The 14,419-nt window shown below is 42.3% G+C and carries 19 protein-coding genes; 4 read left to right on the forward strand and 15 right to left on the reverse strand.

The genetic code is table 11. The features are described 5' to 3' along the window. The first annotated feature begins 33 nt into the window (after positions 1 to 33). Positions 34 to 279: a DUF2626 domain-containing protein gene (locus tag AAHT65_RS19805; protein WP_003325421.1), complete on the forward strand. Its 246-nt coding sequence runs from the start codon at positions 34 to 36 to the stop codon at positions 277 to 279. Positions 280 to 318: 39 nt separating this feature from the next. On the opposite strand, the gene AAHT65_RS19810 is transcribed toward AAHT65_RS19805, so the two are convergent. Further along, complete coding sequence (locus AAHT65_RS19810) at positions 319 to 957, reverse strand: MBL fold metallo-hydrolase (protein WP_343310701.1); 639 nt, start codon at positions 955 to 957, stop codon at positions 319 to 321. Between the two features lie 152 nt (positions 958 to 1,109). Between AAHT65_RS19810 and AAHT65_RS19815 the strand changes: the two genes are divergently transcribed. Further along, positions 1,110 to 1,283, forward strand: a complete 174-nt coding sequence (locus AAHT65_RS19815; RefSeq protein ID WP_003325419.1) for a DUF2759 domain-containing protein — start codon at positions 1,110 to 1,112, stop codon at positions 1,281 to 1,283. Between the two features lie 30 nt (positions 1,284 to 1,313). Here the strand turns inward: AAHT65_RS19815 and AAHT65_RS19820 are convergent, their stop codons facing one another. From AAHT65_RS19820 to AAHT65_RS19875, 12 genes are all read right to left on the reverse strand, one after another. Next, on the reverse strand, positions 1,314 to 1,628 hold the full coding sequence (locus AAHT65_RS19820; RefSeq protein ID WP_003325417.1) for an MTH1187 family thiamine-binding protein: 315 nt from the start codon (positions 1,626 to 1,628) through the stop codon (positions 1,314 to 1,316). Positions 1,629 to 1,634: 6 nt separating this feature from the next. Then, positions 1,635 to 2,690, reverse strand: coding sequence for a hypothetical protein (locus AAHT65_RS19825; protein WP_343310702.1), 1,056 nt, complete (start codon positions 2,688 to 2,690; stop codon positions 1,635 to 1,637). 67 nt (positions 2,691 to 2,757) lie between these two features. Beyond that, positions 2,758 to 3,888 (reverse strand): M14 family metallocarboxypeptidase, encoded by a 1,131-nt coding sequence (locus tag AAHT65_RS19830; RefSeq protein WP_343310703.1) that lies wholly within the window; start codon positions 3,886 to 3,888, stop codon positions 2,758 to 2,760. 84 nt (positions 3,889 to 3,972) lie between these two features. Next, a complete protein-coding gene (locus AAHT65_RS19835; protein WP_268371640.1) occupies positions 3,973 to 5,889 on the reverse strand; it encodes an LTA synthase family protein in 1,917 nt (638 codons plus the stop codon). Positions 5,890 to 6,000: 111 nt separating this feature from the next. Continuing rightward, positions 6,001 to 6,966 carry a glucose kinase GlcK gene (gene glcK / locus AAHT65_RS19840; RefSeq protein ID WP_010789210.1) on the reverse strand — a complete coding sequence of 322 codons (966 nt, stop codon included), beginning with the start codon at positions 6,964 to 6,966 and terminating at the stop codon, positions 6,001 to 6,003. Positions 6,967 to 6,992: 26 nt separating this feature from the next. After that, the gene (locus AAHT65_RS19845) at positions 6,993 to 7,196 is read right to left on the reverse strand and encodes a YqgQ family protein (protein ID WP_343310704.1); all 204 of its coding nucleotides are present in this window, start codon (positions 7,194 to 7,196) and stop codon (positions 6,993 to 6,995) included. A gap of 143 nt (positions 7,197 to 7,339) precedes the next feature. Continuing rightward, positions 7,340 to 8,875, reverse strand: a complete 1,536-nt coding sequence (locus AAHT65_RS19850) for a rhomboid family intramembrane serine protease (RefSeq protein WP_343310705.1) — start codon at positions 8,873 to 8,875, stop codon at positions 7,340 to 7,342. 90 nt (positions 8,876 to 8,965) lie between these two features. Then, positions 8,966 to 9,139, reverse strand: a complete 174-nt coding sequence (locus AAHT65_RS19855) for a hypothetical protein (protein WP_003325409.1) — start codon at positions 9,137 to 9,139, stop codon at positions 8,966 to 8,968. A 65-nt stretch (positions 9,140 to 9,204) separates the two neighbouring features. Continuing rightward, a complete protein-coding gene (locus AAHT65_RS19860) occupies positions 9,205 to 9,768 on the reverse strand; it encodes a 5-formyltetrahydrofolate cyclo-ligase (protein WP_343310706.1) in 564 nt (187 codons plus the stop codon). 50 nt (positions 9,769 to 9,818) lie between these two features. Beyond that, positions 9,819 to 9,968, reverse strand: coding sequence for a 50S ribosomal protein L33 (gene rpmG / locus AAHT65_RS19865; RefSeq protein ID WP_003153056.1), 150 nt, complete (start codon positions 9,966 to 9,968; stop codon positions 9,819 to 9,821). An 84-nt stretch (positions 9,969 to 10,052) separates the two neighbouring features. Next, positions 10,053 to 11,180: a glycosyltransferase family 4 protein gene (locus AAHT65_RS19870; RefSeq protein WP_343310707.1), complete on the reverse strand. Its 1,128-nt coding sequence runs from the start codon at positions 11,178 to 11,180 to the stop codon at positions 10,053 to 10,055. After that, positions 11,177 to 11,578, reverse strand: coding sequence for a hypothetical protein (locus AAHT65_RS19875; protein ID WP_233529567.1), 402 nt, complete (start codon positions 11,576 to 11,578; stop codon positions 11,177 to 11,179). Before AAHT65_RS19875 ends, AAHT65_RS19870 begins: the two co-directional genes overlap by 4 nt. A gap of 249 nt (positions 11,579 to 11,827) precedes the next feature. Here AAHT65_RS19875 and AAHT65_RS19880 point away from each other — a divergent pair, with 249 nt between their 5' ends. Further along, positions 11,828 to 12,181, forward strand: a complete 354-nt coding sequence (locus AAHT65_RS19880; RefSeq protein WP_003325404.1) for a hypothetical protein — start codon at positions 11,828 to 11,830, stop codon at positions 12,179 to 12,181. Continuing rightward, positions 12,178 to 12,642: an endolytic transglycosylase MltG gene (locus tag AAHT65_RS19885; RefSeq protein ID WP_010789216.1), complete on the forward strand. Its 465-nt coding sequence runs from the start codon at positions 12,178 to 12,180 to the stop codon at positions 12,640 to 12,642. Before AAHT65_RS19880 ends, AAHT65_RS19885 begins: the two co-directional genes overlap by 4 nt. Positions 12,643 to 12,816: 174 nt before the next feature. Here the strand turns inward: AAHT65_RS19885 and pstB (AAHT65_RS19890) are convergent, their stop codons facing one another. Further along, complete coding sequence (pstB, locus tag AAHT65_RS19890) at positions 12,817 to 13,599, reverse strand: phosphate ABC transporter ATP-binding protein PstB (RefSeq protein WP_343310708.1); 783 nt, start codon at positions 13,597 to 13,599, stop codon at positions 12,817 to 12,819. A 10-nt stretch (positions 13,600 to 13,609) separates the two neighbouring features. Beyond that, complete coding sequence (gene pstB / locus AAHT65_RS19895; protein WP_343310709.1) at positions 13,610 to 14,416, reverse strand: phosphate ABC transporter ATP-binding protein PstB; 807 nt, start codon at positions 14,414 to 14,416, stop codon at positions 13,610 to 13,612. Between the last annotated feature and the right edge of the window lie 3 nt (positions 14,417 to 14,419).

The following is a 14,419-nucleotide window of genomic DNA, read 5'->3' on the forward strand; positions in this document are numbered from 1 at the left end:
CAATCAGATAGACTCTCGGGAGGGGATAAAAAAATGAATCGCATGTTCCGGGTGTTAGGATTTTGGACGGGAATTTTCGCAGTGATGTTTTATTTGGGGGACATGAAAGACGCATCTCTTTTATTTTTTGGGCAAACTGTACTTTTCGTGTTTTTATCGTATTTGAATTTAACAGAACGCATGTATATTTATATTTTTGGCGCTTACTTAACAATTTTCTTTGCCGGATTTACATACTACTCGATCTTTATCATGGTTCCCGGCGGCGGAGGGCATTAACATGCAAAAAGAGACAAACCAAAACGGTTTGTCTCTTTTTTATAATGAAAAGCCATTTAAAAACGGATTTTGGTCCTGCTCCGTCTGCACATCTGTTTCCGGTCCGTGGCCGCTTAATACCAATGTGTGTTCTGGGAGCGTAAGTAACTTTTCATGAATGGACGTAAGAAGGGTTTCTTGGTCACCGCCACGCAAATCGGTTCGTCCGATGCCTCCTTGGAATAAAACATCTCCTGAGATGACCAGATCTGCATCTCTCACGTAGTAAGAAACGCTTCCCGGCGAATGCCCCGGTGTAAAAAGCGTTTCCAAATGAAAAGGTCCGATATTCAGCTCACCGTCATCTTCTATTAAATGATCAGCAGGCTTTGCAGTGACTTCGATTCCTCTCAAAAGTCCAGATCCGTTTAATGAAGAATCCGTCAGCCATTCCTTTTCCTTTTGATGAAGGTAGACAGGAATGTTCCATTTATCTCTTACATCATCAAGCGCTCCGATATGGTCAAAATGGGCATGGGTAAGTAAAATCGCCAATGGCTTAAGGCCTTTTTCTTTTATGTATTGGTTGATTTTATCCCCTTCGCCTCCCGGATCAAAAATCAGACATGACTGATCCTCACTGATTAAAAAATAAGCATTGGCCTGAATAGGCCCTACAGGCATACGTCTCCACTTCACATGATCCACCTCTTTCCTTTCTGCTCTATTATGAAGGTTTTTCAAAAAAGATTCAAACAAACAATAAGGAAACTCTATCGACAAACACAATGAAAACGGTTAAAATAAAACTGGAAAGAATTGCAGGTTTCAATGACAAAGGGGGCTGCATAATGTTACTGATGGTGATTTTTGGCCTTGTCACACTTTTTGCTGTTTGGGGAGTTCTGCGTTCTGTAAGAAATAAAAATATACTCGGTTTTCTGTTTGCCGGAGCAACCCTGTTTGTTTTTGGCTGGTTTACAGTCATGACGGTCATCAACAGCGGTTATCCGACAGTACACTAATGCCCGTATCCATCGGATACAGGCATTTTTTTATTGATTCAGATGTTTATTGACACTTATGATTTTGCTTTCAAGCGTCGTCTCTTTGTCGCGTCTGTCGTCTATACGGATGTTCGTCGCCACTCTGTGAAGCCCTTTTTGGAATGGCGCTTCGTGTATGGCCTGAATGACCGTAAATAGGTCGCTGAGTTCGCCTTCGATTAGGGTATTCATCGGGGTTAGCTGATATTTGATTTTCCCCTCCGCTTTGTAGCCCTCCAAAATCTTTTGCACATCCGCCACATACCCGCTGACGCTTGGGGTTTCTGTTCCGATCGGAATAATGGTTACATCTGCAATTGCCATAGTTACTTAATCTCCTTTCACATTCTCTGTTATGATAGGTTCAACTTTGTGAGTCTTTAACGATATTATACGGTCAAATTGATAGCCGTATAAAGCGAATTGTCCGTTTGGAGAAATTTGAATCGGCTCCATTTCAGCCGAATCGAGAATGTCCTTTTTCTTTTTTGACTCCAGGTCAACTTCGATGAGCTTATACGCACTGCCGCTTTGTATGAACGTATAAAACAGCCTGCCTGATTCGTCATAATCGTATTCCATCGGACTGAGGCTTGAATACTTCGTCTGAAGCGGAAGCTCATATGTGACAGATGAATCGGCTCCCGGCCACTGGAAAATAAATGTTCCATTTTCGTCTGAAGCCGATTTGACAGCAAAGCGCATATTTTGAAATGAATCAATGGCCAGAACATCATCAAGCTGTTTTTTTTCGCGCTTCGTATTCAAGTCGTACGTATATAAAGGACCGGAATCATTGTTTTTTCCATTCTTTATATACTCAAACGTATCAGCAGAAGTCCAATGAATAAAAGGGACCTGTATCGGACTTTCTTTTGAGTGTCCTTTTTTTGCGTCCACTACATATGTATCAAAGTCCCAATCCTGCGTGAATACCGTAACCATTATTTGATATGGGTTATATTGATTCCAGGCGGCTTCCAGCTCATATGTTTCATAATTTTTATCATACAGCTTCTTCCCGTTCTGATCCAGCAGAACAATTGCCGTCCGTTGACTGTGTGTGATTTGCAAGAGAATCATATGCCTATTCTCATTTATTTGCACATCCACCATTTGGCCTTCTGTCTCATACAGCTTTTGAGCCTTGCCTTTAAATAGATCATATGCAAAAAGCTCGCTTTTCGTCGGATCGGATGCTGTGTAAAGGATAGTATGGTCATTCAGCCATCCTTCCACCTCATCAGCTTTGCCGTTTTTCAGCGGAATGATGTCTTTTTCTGTTTTGTCCGATGCCGATGCTTGCTTTTGCTGCTGATGAGATGGTTCACATGCCGATAAACTAAACATTAAAGCTGACAGCAGAATAAAATAAACAAATCTCATCAGCCTTCCCCTCCGATCATATTTATTGTCCCATATTTGGTACGGGAGAAAAAAGAAAAAGTTTCAATTATTCATGAAAAAATAACGACCGCCATAAGATCCCGTTTGTCACTTCATAAATGTCCGGAAACTGGTAAAACGGCAAAGGATTTTTTCCCTTTCCCAGCTCTACCGTATAGCCCTCTTTAAAATAATGATGGATAAACCAGTCTCTGTATCCGGCATAGCTGTCGATATCCCGTATCCCTTTATAACAGTTTCCGCTCAGAACTTCGAAATCCTTTACCACACGCGCTGATTCTTCTGGCTCAAGTCCTTTGTATCCCCAGTATATTTCTTCGCCCTGAGTATGGAGCGCAATCAGTCTGTCTGGCGGATGATCTGTTATAAGACGCTGCATCGCCATTGCTTCAGGCTCTGTTAACGGAGCGGTGCCAGGGAAATCACGGAAGCTTGGCTCTTTCGGTTTTCGATGTTTTTCAATTTCCCATAGCGAAGGAAATTGTTTATTTAAATCAACACCGTTAATGTTCGCCTTCCACTCATTAAAATGAGTCCGATGTTCGTTTAATGTATTTAAAAAATCCTGCCTTTCCCCTGCAAATCCGGAACCATGCAAAACCAAATCAACACCGTCAGGATTGACAAGAGGCACGACAGAGAGAGACGTTTGACTGAAAAGTTTGAGAGGAGAAAATTCAAAAAAAGGCTGGTTTTCACACAAAGCCATACAGTACTCTTTAAACCACTTTAATAAAACTGATGTGGTAATCCACTCATTCGCATGAAAAGATGCGTTCATATGCACCTTTTTGGGGGCATTTTCCGCTCCGACACTAAGTTCATACAGCGGCCTTCCCAATACTGAGCGGCCTATTGAACGATATGTGACAAACGGAAACACATCAATGATTTTTTCGATTTCTTCTTCTGCTGCCTGAAAATCATAGGCCTTTTCTTCCCGAAGCCATTCGTTCGCAGGCTGTATAGATTGACACGTATCTAAAAATCGCTTCAGCTCCTGAATGGTTTCAATTGGTGCGTCACTGCCTTCTCCAATCCAAATCCCCGGACAAAACAGCTCCGTTTTTCCGGCTCTTTGATTTGCACTGATCAGCAGTGCTTCGTCTATTGTTAATTCTTTCGCTAATATAGCCAAATTTTGTTTGATTTCAGGTTTTACGCGGATAGATGCCATTTTCATCCCCCTTTTTTGTTACTATATGACTGCGGATTTCAAAAAAGAAAGCCTTCCGTTCAAAAGGAACGAAAGGCTTTCTTTTTATGATGCCTGATCAAGTGTTTCTTTTTCTTTCTTTTCTGACGAATCGTCCAACCTGTCTTGATCATAAAATCTTAACAAATCGCCGTATATAATTTGATCTGAGAACGAAAGCTCCTGCTTAGCTTTATCCGCAAACGGCTCACAGGTTTGGTCTTCTTTCACAGGTTTGCCGGTTGATTTGTCATAGCAGACTCCATCTGTGTACACAACCCGATCTGTAATAAAGCTCCCGTCCCGAAGCACGGTAAAGTCAAGCTTCTTATCAGAAAGCAGGTCATTTCCGAATTGGATCTGTTCTTTTGTATCAACGCCTAAAAGGTTCATAAGCGTAGGCCGGATATCAATTTGCCCGCCGACTTTTTCTATGGTTTTCGGCTGTTGATCTGTAATACCCGGAATGTGAACAACAAACGGCACTTTTTGAAGCTGTACCTCTTCAAACGGCGTGACTTCTTTTCCTAGAAATTGCTCCATCGCTTCATTATGGTTTTCGGAAATGCCATAATGGTCACCGTATAAAACAATCATCGAGTTTTCATACAGCCCATCTTCTTTCAGCTTTTCAATAAACCGTTTTAATGCCTCATCCTGATAACGCACTGTCGGAAAATATTTATTAAGCGTTTGGCTGTTTGAATCAAATTCCTCGATCATTTTATCTTCTTCATCAAGCTCAAAAGGAAAGTGGTTCGTCAGGGTAATGAGCTTCGAATAAAACGGCTGGGGCAGGGTTCTTAATAATTCCGAAGACTGTTCAAAGAATTCTTTATCCTTTAAACCCCAGCCGACTGAATTTTTATCTGTTACGTCATATGAATCAACATCTAAAAATTTGTCATATCCAAACGATTGATACATTAAATCCCGATTCCAAAAGCTTTTGTTATTCGCATGCAAAACAGCCGAATAGTAGCCCCGTTTCTTTAAAATTTCCGGGGCAGCCGTATATTCATTTCCCGCGTTTGTAAAGAACACCGCTCCCCTTCCAAGGGGATAAAGCGAATTATCAACGATAAATTCAGAATCCGATGTTTTTCCTTGTCCGGTCTGATGATAAAAATTGTTAAAATTGAAACTTTCTTTTATAAAATCATTGAGAAAAGGCGTTATTTCCTGCCCGTTCACTTTTTCATTGATTACAAAACTTTGGGTCGATTCCAAAGATACGAGTATGACGTTCCTGCCTTTAGCGGCACCAAACAGACTTTTGTTCGTATCTTTAGCGTTAGCGTTTACATAGTTTTCAATTTCAGTCAGATTGTTGCTGTCAGCCAAGGCTCTCTGCGCCGATTGCTTTGATTGAAGCACACCGTCATAAATATGGAAATTAAAAAGACTGATATTTTTGACCAGCATTTCTCTGTCAAATGAACGTGTCAATAGCTGAGGTCTTTCTGCTTCTGACAAACCTAAATTAAAAAAATAAACAGAAGCTACAAACAAAAAATAAGCCGCACGTTCTTTTTTTGTGGTGACGTTGTTTGTTTGAAAAGTTTTCTGACGTGTATAAAGCCAAATTAAAACCGCAATGTCGACCGCCAAAAGGATATCTGTCGGTTCCAGCAAGGTGCTGATGCTGCTTCCCAAATCACCCATATTGCTCGTTTGGAAAAGAACAGGAATTGTTAGAAAATCATTGTAGAATCGGTAAAAAACCATATTGGCCAGCAAAACAAATGTCACCACACAGCTCATTGCAATTATGTAGCGGTTTCTGTTTTTGCCTTTTAGAAATAAGCCAAACCCAAAAATCAGCAGCAAAAAGCTCAATGGGTTGATAAATAAAATAAATTCCTGTGCAAAATTTTCGATTTTGATGTTAAAACTGGTTTTATAAACGGCATACGTTTTCAGCCACATCAACAAAATGGCAATCAGCATAAATGAAATTTTCGAAAAAAAACTTTTCCGCATTTCAACCTCCTATGCAGCACCCTAATAAAATTAATCAGAACATTGTGATTTCAATACACTAAACCATATCTTAACGTGCATATCACAAAAAATCAATACAGCGTTTACCTTTTAACCATTTTGATGGGTCAGCCACTCATTTTTGGCAATCCATGCTCCGCCAATGACTCCGGCATCATTGCCAAGAGCCGCGATTGAAATGTCAGCCGCTTTGCCCGCACGCGGAAATGCATATTGGCGGAACGCTGTTTCGACTTTTGATCTTAATATTTCTCCCGCCTTGGAAACGCCTCCGCCAAGAACGATTTTTGACGGATTGAGTGAGCTTGCCAAATTTCCAAGCACAAGGCCGAGATAATTAGCGACCTCATCAACGACTTCAAGTGCAGCTGCATCATTGTCATTTGCTGCTTCAAACACATCGCGCGCTGATAAATCTTTCTGTTCTGCAAGGCGCGTCGCCTGCTTAGCCTCTGCAATTTTCCCCTTTGCAATTCTTACGATTCCGGTCGCCGACGCAATCGTTTCGATACAGCCCGTTTTACCGCAATTGCAAGGCGCTCCGCCTTCAGGAATACAGCATATATGGCCGATTTCTCCGCCGGCTCCGTTTTTCCCGTGAACGATCTCCCCGTTAGCGATAATGCCTCCGCCTACGCCGGTGCCAAGCGTCACAAGAATCACATCCTTCGCTCCGTCGCCGGCGCCCTTCCACATTTCACCCAGCGCGGCAATATTGGCATCGTTTTCAATAACGGCGGGAATACCCGTTTCCGCCTCTAAATGATTCTTCAGCGGGTAATTTTTCCACCCTAGGTTCACGGTTTCATAAACCGTGCCCGTCATCATGTCTACAGGGCCGGGCGCCCCCATTCCAATGTACTTTACAATATGCTTCGGTTTGCTTACTTCCTCTAATTTGCTGTCAATCGCTTTTGCAATCGTAACTGTGATTGTATCTCCCGTTTTGTCGGTCGGGACCTCCCATTTATGCTGAATTTCTCCATACATATTAATAAACGCAAGCTTAATTGTAGTTCCTCCTAAATCAATGCCCGCAAACCATACCTCGTCCATTTCTCATCACCTTTACCTTTACATATCTATTTCTTTTGCTGTTTTGTCTGTTCCAATTCCCTTTGAAGGACACCGGCCGCTTGTATCCATTGCTTCCTCTCAATGACATGGGACAGATACATTTCCTTCAGTTCGTCCATCATAAATTCAATTTCCAGCTCTCTGTTCCCAAAATAAACAACATGGCCAAACTTCTTTAAGAGCTGCTGTACATCATATAATGTATTCATATTCCTCACCATTCTCTATCTTGACTATAATTAGCGTATTCATAAACAACCTGTCCGTCAAGCAAAAAACGCCCGGCACAATGCCCGGCGTTTTTTCTATGAAAATTCAGCTTATAACATCAGGGAGTCCTTTCGCCCCTGTTTTATTCTTTTCTTTCAATTTGTTCCTGAAGCTCTTTGTAGCTTTGCTCATTCGGCTTCAGCTTCACCGCAGTTTTAATGGCCGTTTCTGCCTTTGCCCATTCATTTTTCTCCGCATACAGAAGCGCCAGATTATAATAAGACGTATCGTCTTCAGGTTCTTTATCAATGGCCCTCTCAAGCAATGCAGCAGCTGTGTCATATTCGCCAATTTGCATATCTGAAACAGCCAGAATCCTTAGGAGGTCGGCTGAGGCACCCTCCTGCTGAGCCTCTCCGCTCAGCAATTCGGACACTTCTTCATATTGGCCTTCTTGATACAGCCTGCCTGCCTGCTGCACCAATGCCGTTTGCTGATGAGCTGGTGAATGGACGCCGTAATAAAGAAAACCTCCGCCCAGCGCAACAAGCAGCACCGCTGAGACGATTCTTTTGGCCCGCGCTGAAATGTTTGGTAATCCTAAAGCTCCCGCCGCCAGAAAACCGCCGATTAATCCGCCAATATGACCGGAGTTATCAATATTTGAAACAGCAAATCCAAAGCCCAGATTTATAATAATAATCACAATGATATTGGTGCCAATTGTTTTTAAAAACAATTTCCGGTTGGAAACAGCTAAATAAAGCAGTGCTCCCAAACAGCCGAAAATCGCTCCCGAAGCACCGGCGGAAGGATATGGACTGAACACAAAGCTGGCAATGGATCCAGTTACACCAGCCAGTAAATAAATCAAAAGAAATCTGCCTGATCCGTATATTTTTTCGACGGCAGTTCCTATCGACCATAAAGCAAAGGTATTAAAGGCTAAATGCGCCAGTCCGATATGAAGGACGATCGGCGTAACAAGCCTCCACCATTCTCCTGCTGCAATCAGACTGTTTTCCTTTGCGCCAAAAGCAACTAGCGTTTCAGTATTGGTGCTGCCTCCATTGATTTCAAGCAAGAAAAACATAATCAACTGCAGTGCGATAAAAATATAGGTGAAAAACGGTTTTCCGTTTTGAAAAAATGCCGCTTCCTTTTTTCTTCGTTCTTCTTTTTTCTTCAATAAAGAAATAAAGCTCTCCTTTACGCCTTGCACGTCATCATACGAAATATCATCTTCTCTCAAACGCCTGAGGGCCGCAAGATCTATTTGCAGGGAGGCTTCGGTTCTCTGAATACCTTGGTCAAGCTCCGCCGTATGGATAAGCGCTGATTCGACTGATGCCTTACCTTTTTTATAAGGCTCGCCGATAGCTTCTTCCCAGTCATCCACAGGCGCTTCAGCAGAAAACAGAAGGTTCAGCACCTTGATGCTTCGCTTGTTAAGAGAAATTCTCACCTGTTCGATCCGTTCGGCTTGCATATTCGCGTCCCTTACGATTTCCTGATGAAAATCGACGTTCTTTCTATGCAGGCGAACCATGTCATAAGGAGACTTGCCCGGCGCTTCCAGCCAGATTTCATCTGAATAATCCGAGGACGGAATGAATTCATAGCCGCTTCTCAGCAGGGTGTCCGCTGTTTTCCAATATGTATAATCTAACAAATACATCTTTTACCGCTCCAATTGTTTTTCTTTATTATAACAGGTAGCGAATCGATCTCATACTGAAAGGAAAAATCCCGCAGGAAACGGGATTTTTTAAAAGGCTTGCTGGATAAATTTGTTGCGGATAAACGGAATTTTTAAAAAGAAGTGTATAAAGGACTGCCTGATTCTTGGCTGTCCGAGAACCGTATTCATCACTCTGTAGCGGTTTTGGTAAAACAGCACGGCAGAAACGGTGCATATCGAAAAGATAATCAATTTTTTCATATGATCCCTCCTACCAGTATCGTTTGTTATTTCTTCGTAATTATTCTTTTAGGAGGGATGATTTTTCATGAAAAACAATCCACAATTTTGTTATCCGTTATTAGTTTTTTCACGGGGATATCATGAGGCATGCGAGGAATGCTAGCAACAAGCTGGCACGATAGGAGGAGTGAAACCGTGCTTCCATTATAACCTTCCAAATAACGGTCGTAATAGCCTCCGCCATAGCCGATCCTGTAGCCGTCATGGTCAAAGCAAACGCCGGGGACAATCATTACATCTATGTCAGAGCTCTTAACTTCGGCGGTTTTTTCTGTAATAGGCTCCTGCAGGCCAACGTAAACCGTCTCAAGCTGATCACCGTCTTTATATGTACGAAACTGCATTTCGCGGGTGTCAGGAAAGCACTTAGGAATACAGACTTGTTTTCCTTCCTCCCAAGCCTGCTGAATTAACGGCCCGGTCGGAATTTCCTGGCCTCTGGAGATGGTAACCGCAATCGTCTGAGCTTCTTGCCATTCTTGTAAAGAAAATAATCGTTGATGAATAATCGCTGATTTTTGAAGCCATTCTATGTCTGATACGGCCGACAGTTGTTCTTTCACAGCTTTTCTTAATTTTGTTTTCAAATGAAATCCCTCCCTGTGGGCAAAGAAAAAACAGCAGGAAAATCCTGCTGTTATTTTGTTTCACGGTGTAACGTAGATTTTTTATCACGTGGGCAATATTTTTTAAATTCAACGCGATCTGGATTGTTGCGTTTGTTCTTTTTAGAAATATAGTTACGCTCACCACATTCTGTGCAAGCCAAAGTAATATTAACGCGCATTATTTTCCCTCCAAACTCAATATCATTTACTTATTCAGACTTATACATAATACCACTATAATGGACGGAAAGCTAGGATGTTTTTTAATGAAATGCTGATTTATTGAGCATTTGTTCATAAAGTGTAAGATATGCACGCTTGATATAAGCCGGATGATGCAGCCTAACAATATGATCCCTGCCTTTTTCTTTCACTCGGCTGAGCCTTTTGCGGTCAATCAGCAAGCCGTTTATCGTCTCAGCAGCTTCTGTCTCTTGGGTAAAGTCTGCAACAAAAGCAGTTTTGTTATGGTGCGCGTAATCAAGCCATCCTCCCTTGTTGGAAACAACCGTCGGCACGCCGCGCTCCATACTTTCTTGCGCGGCCAAACCAAAAGGTTCATACAAGCTCGGAAAAACAGCAAGTTCGCACCGGGACAGCCATCCCTGCTTTTCTGCTTGGCTTAAAAAAGGCAAAAATACAACGGATTGTTTCAGCCCTAAGGTCTCAGCCTGCTTAGTATAAGAAGCAAGAGACGGTCCTTCGCCTGCCAGCACCAGCTTGAGTCCGGGATGGCGCTTTTTCAGCAGGCTGAACACTTGTATCAAATGGTGAAACCCCTTTTCCGGTACAAATCTCCCGAAGGAAAACAAGTACGGTTTGTTGATCGTTTTCACTCTGGAGGAGCTGATGTGTTCCTGTGTAATAGGGCTTGGAATGACAATTGCTTTTTTGCCTGCTCCGTACGCTCTTTCTAAGAATGATTTCATAAAAGTGCTCAGAAGGATGATCCGGTCAGAGGCTTCAATCAGAATACACTCTGTCAATTGTCTGTATGGATGAGGCGTTTGTTGGACAACTTGTTTTCGGCTGCTTTCAAGCCCATGTATTGTGGTCAGCAGCGGGATATTAAGCTTGTTTTTTAAATAGCGGGCTGCAGGAGCCGTGATGTCATCGTGTGCATGGATAAGATCATATCGCCATTTGCCGTCCATCACATGTTTAATCATTTGTGCATTTACATCCGCCATCGCGCTTTCAAAGTCAGCATAAGAGAGGAAATTCGTTGAAACGGGCAAATGTATATGTATCGGAGAAGTATGACATCCGTCAGGTGCGCAAACATATAGTTCTGCGTGCGGCTCAATAAGCGGTATCAAACGGCTGAGGTGGACACCTAGTCCGCTTTTGGGATGGCTTGGATTTTCGGATGAAAGGATCAGGATCTTCACAGTCTCTTGTCCTCAGTCGGATAAGAGGTATATGCAGAAAATTGTTCTGACCAATTCCCGCAAGGCTCAAATCGGCTGAAACCCTTCACCTGTTTTACTTCGTTTTCTTTCATAAATACAGGTGGTGTCTCCGCCCATTTGAGGCAGACATTCAGCGAATTATACACTCTGAATTCGGCCCTGTACTCTGCATCCCCGGCTGCCGGATGAAACTTCAGTTCTCCTTTATAAAGATTGGTATGCGCCTTATAGACAAACTTCTCGTTGCCTTTGGTCATCAAGAGGCTGATTTCTTTCACCATATCTTGTGCATCCTCAAAAAGCACCGCTTCTGTGCGCTGCAATATGCCGGCGGGAAAATTCCATTTTACAATTAAGGTTTGAGAATGTTGTATCATAATGTCGAAGCTGTCCCTATAAAAAAGGTCAGTGTTTCGAATAGTATGGGAAACTGGGTGTTTATCCATTTGCTTTTAACAGTCTCCTTCCCCTGGTATTTCTCACTGATCCTATTAAACCATTACATCTGGTGTAAACAAAGAAAGATTTCTCGACAAAATATCCGTTTTTTTCACGAATTCCTTTAGTATATAGCTATTTTATGGTATAAAAAAGAAGGGTAAAATAAGAATAGAAGGTGATGAAACGTGGAAATCGCTATTATTGCGTTGTTTATCGTCAGTATAGCGCTAATTGCATTCTCATATTCTCAGAGAGATCCAATGAAGGATGTAGAACAAGAGGTTGAGACTCTTCAGCTTTCCGCTATGCAGGAAATTTATAAATTGAAAAAGAAAATGACTGTGCTTGAAGAAGAATTGCTGGAAACAAATCTTGTCATCCGCAAATCTAAGCACAGCGGCATCAATCAAAAAATCGCTAAGCAAATTCTATCTAAATATAATAACGGCATGTCCGTGGAAGCTATTGCAAAAGCGGAGCATGTTTCAGTAGAAGATGTGAATCATATTATTAAGGATAACGAGAGGGTGCTCGTATGACAAAACGGGGCATTCAAGCATTTGCCGGCGGCATTATTTTGGCGACTGCCGTTCTTGCCGGTGTTTTCTATTTGACCGATGAAGACCAAGCCGCCGCTGTTAAAAATGAAAAATCAGTGAGCGAACAGGATGTCAGCGCTTATCTTGACTCTAAAAAAATGGTCTCAGTCGACCGTGATGAATATCAAAAGCTGTTGGATTCCAAAGAGAAATCATTAAGTGATGACAGCAATGCAGATACAGAAAAAAATAAAAATAAAACGTATAAACTTACCATCAAAGACGGCATGAGCACTGCGGATGTTTCGGACATTCTTGAAAAAGAGGGCCTCATTTCCTCAGCGCAGGATTTTAATGATTATGTCATTGACGCAGGCTACCATAAAGAAATCCGAGCCGGTGATTTTAAGTTAAAGCAGGGCATGAGCTTCAAAAAAATTGTTAAAACTTTGACACGCTGATAAACAGCCTGTTTCAGCTTGCCGGCAGCGTCCATTTCTGGATACTGCCGGCAAGCTTTTTTTGATTTTAGGACATTTTAAAGCCGCTGAGGTTTACCTGCATTTTCTGCATACAAAAGAGGCTCTGAGTGATCTCTCCGAGCCTCCGCAGGCTAAAACAGCCCTTTTTGAGGGTTATCCAAACTTCCCTGTAATATAATCCTTCGTTCTTTTATCATTTGGATGTGAAAACATCTTTACCGTATCATCGCACTCAACAAGCTCTCCCATGTAAAAGAATGCGGTTTGATCAGAAACTCTGGCTGCCTGCTGCATGTTATGCGTGACAATAACGATAGTGTATTTTCCCTTCAACTGCAGGATAAGCTCCTCAATTTTTCTTGTTGAAATCGGATCAAGCGCTGACGTCGGTTCATCCATCAGTAAGATATCGGGATTTGTGGCAAGCGCTCTGGCGATGCAGAGACGCTGCTGCTGGCCTCCGGATAATGCAAGCGCCTGATGATGCAGACGGTCTTTCACTTCATCCCATAACGCAACATCTTTTAACGATTTTTCTACCGTTTCTTGAAGCTTCTTTTTGTTTTTCATACCATGAATTCTCGGTCCGTAAGCCACATTATCAAAGATGGATTGCGGAAACGGATTGCCTTTTTGAAAGACCATGCCGATATTTTTTCTTAACTCTACGACATCCACTTTCTGCTGCAAAAGATTACTGCCATTATAGATCATGACGCCGGTCATTCTTACGTTCGGCGTCATACGGATCATTAAATTCAATGTCTTGATAAACGTAGATTTTCCGCAGCCGGATGGGCCGATGATCGCCGTGACCTCATGTTTATTCATTTTCATATGAATATCTTTTAAGGCCTGATGTTCTCCGTACCATAAGTTCATCCCGTTGATTTCAAAAACTTCCGATTTCTTCACAGCCTCTGTAGCAATACTCATCGGTGCCCTCCTAACCGAATTTCCCGTTAATATAATCCTCTGTCTTTTGGTGCTTCGGACTTGTAAAAATTTGTTCTGTCTGTCCATATTCTACGAGGTCTCCGTTTAAAAAGAATGCCGTTCGATCGGAAACCCTCAGTGCTTGCTGCATATTGTGTGTCACGATGACAATTGAATATTCTTTTTTCAATTCAGTGATCAGCTCTTCAATTTTCCCATTTGAAATAGGATCAAGGGCTGAAGCCGGTTCATCTAACAGCAGGACGGCAGGTTTCATTGCGAGCGTTCTCGCGATGCACAGCCGCTGCTGCTGGCCCCCTGATAAAGACAGGGCCGAGGAGTGAAGACGGTCCTTTACTTCATCCCAAAGCGCCGCTTTCGTTAAGCTTTCTTCGACAATCTCATCAAGCACTGCTTTTCTCCGTTCTCCGGCATATTTTAAGGCATGTGTCATATTGTGATAGATAGATTTCGGAAAAGGGTTCGGCTTTTGAAAGACCATTCCGATCTCTCTTCTAAGATTGACGACATTAATCTTGCTGTCTAAAATATTTAATCCTTCATACAAAATTTCTCCTTCATTTCTTGCTGAGGGGATTAAATCGTTCATACGATTAATGTTTCTGAGAAAGGTTGACTTGCCGCATCCGGACGGACCGATCAGAGCTGTCACAGCGTTCTTTTCAATATCCATGTTAACATGATAAACCGCCTGCTTTTCTCCGTAAAAAATAGATAGATCCCTCATCTCGAGTACATGCTGCCGCCGAACAGAAATGGGCTGCTCCATTTTTTCCTTTTCCATTAGGTTGATCATCTC

This window comes from Bacillus atrophaeus, from assembly GCF_039519175.1.
In the GTDB taxonomy this organism is placed as follows: Bacteria; Bacillota; Bacilli; order Bacillales; family Bacillaceae; genus Bacillus; species Bacillus atrophaeus.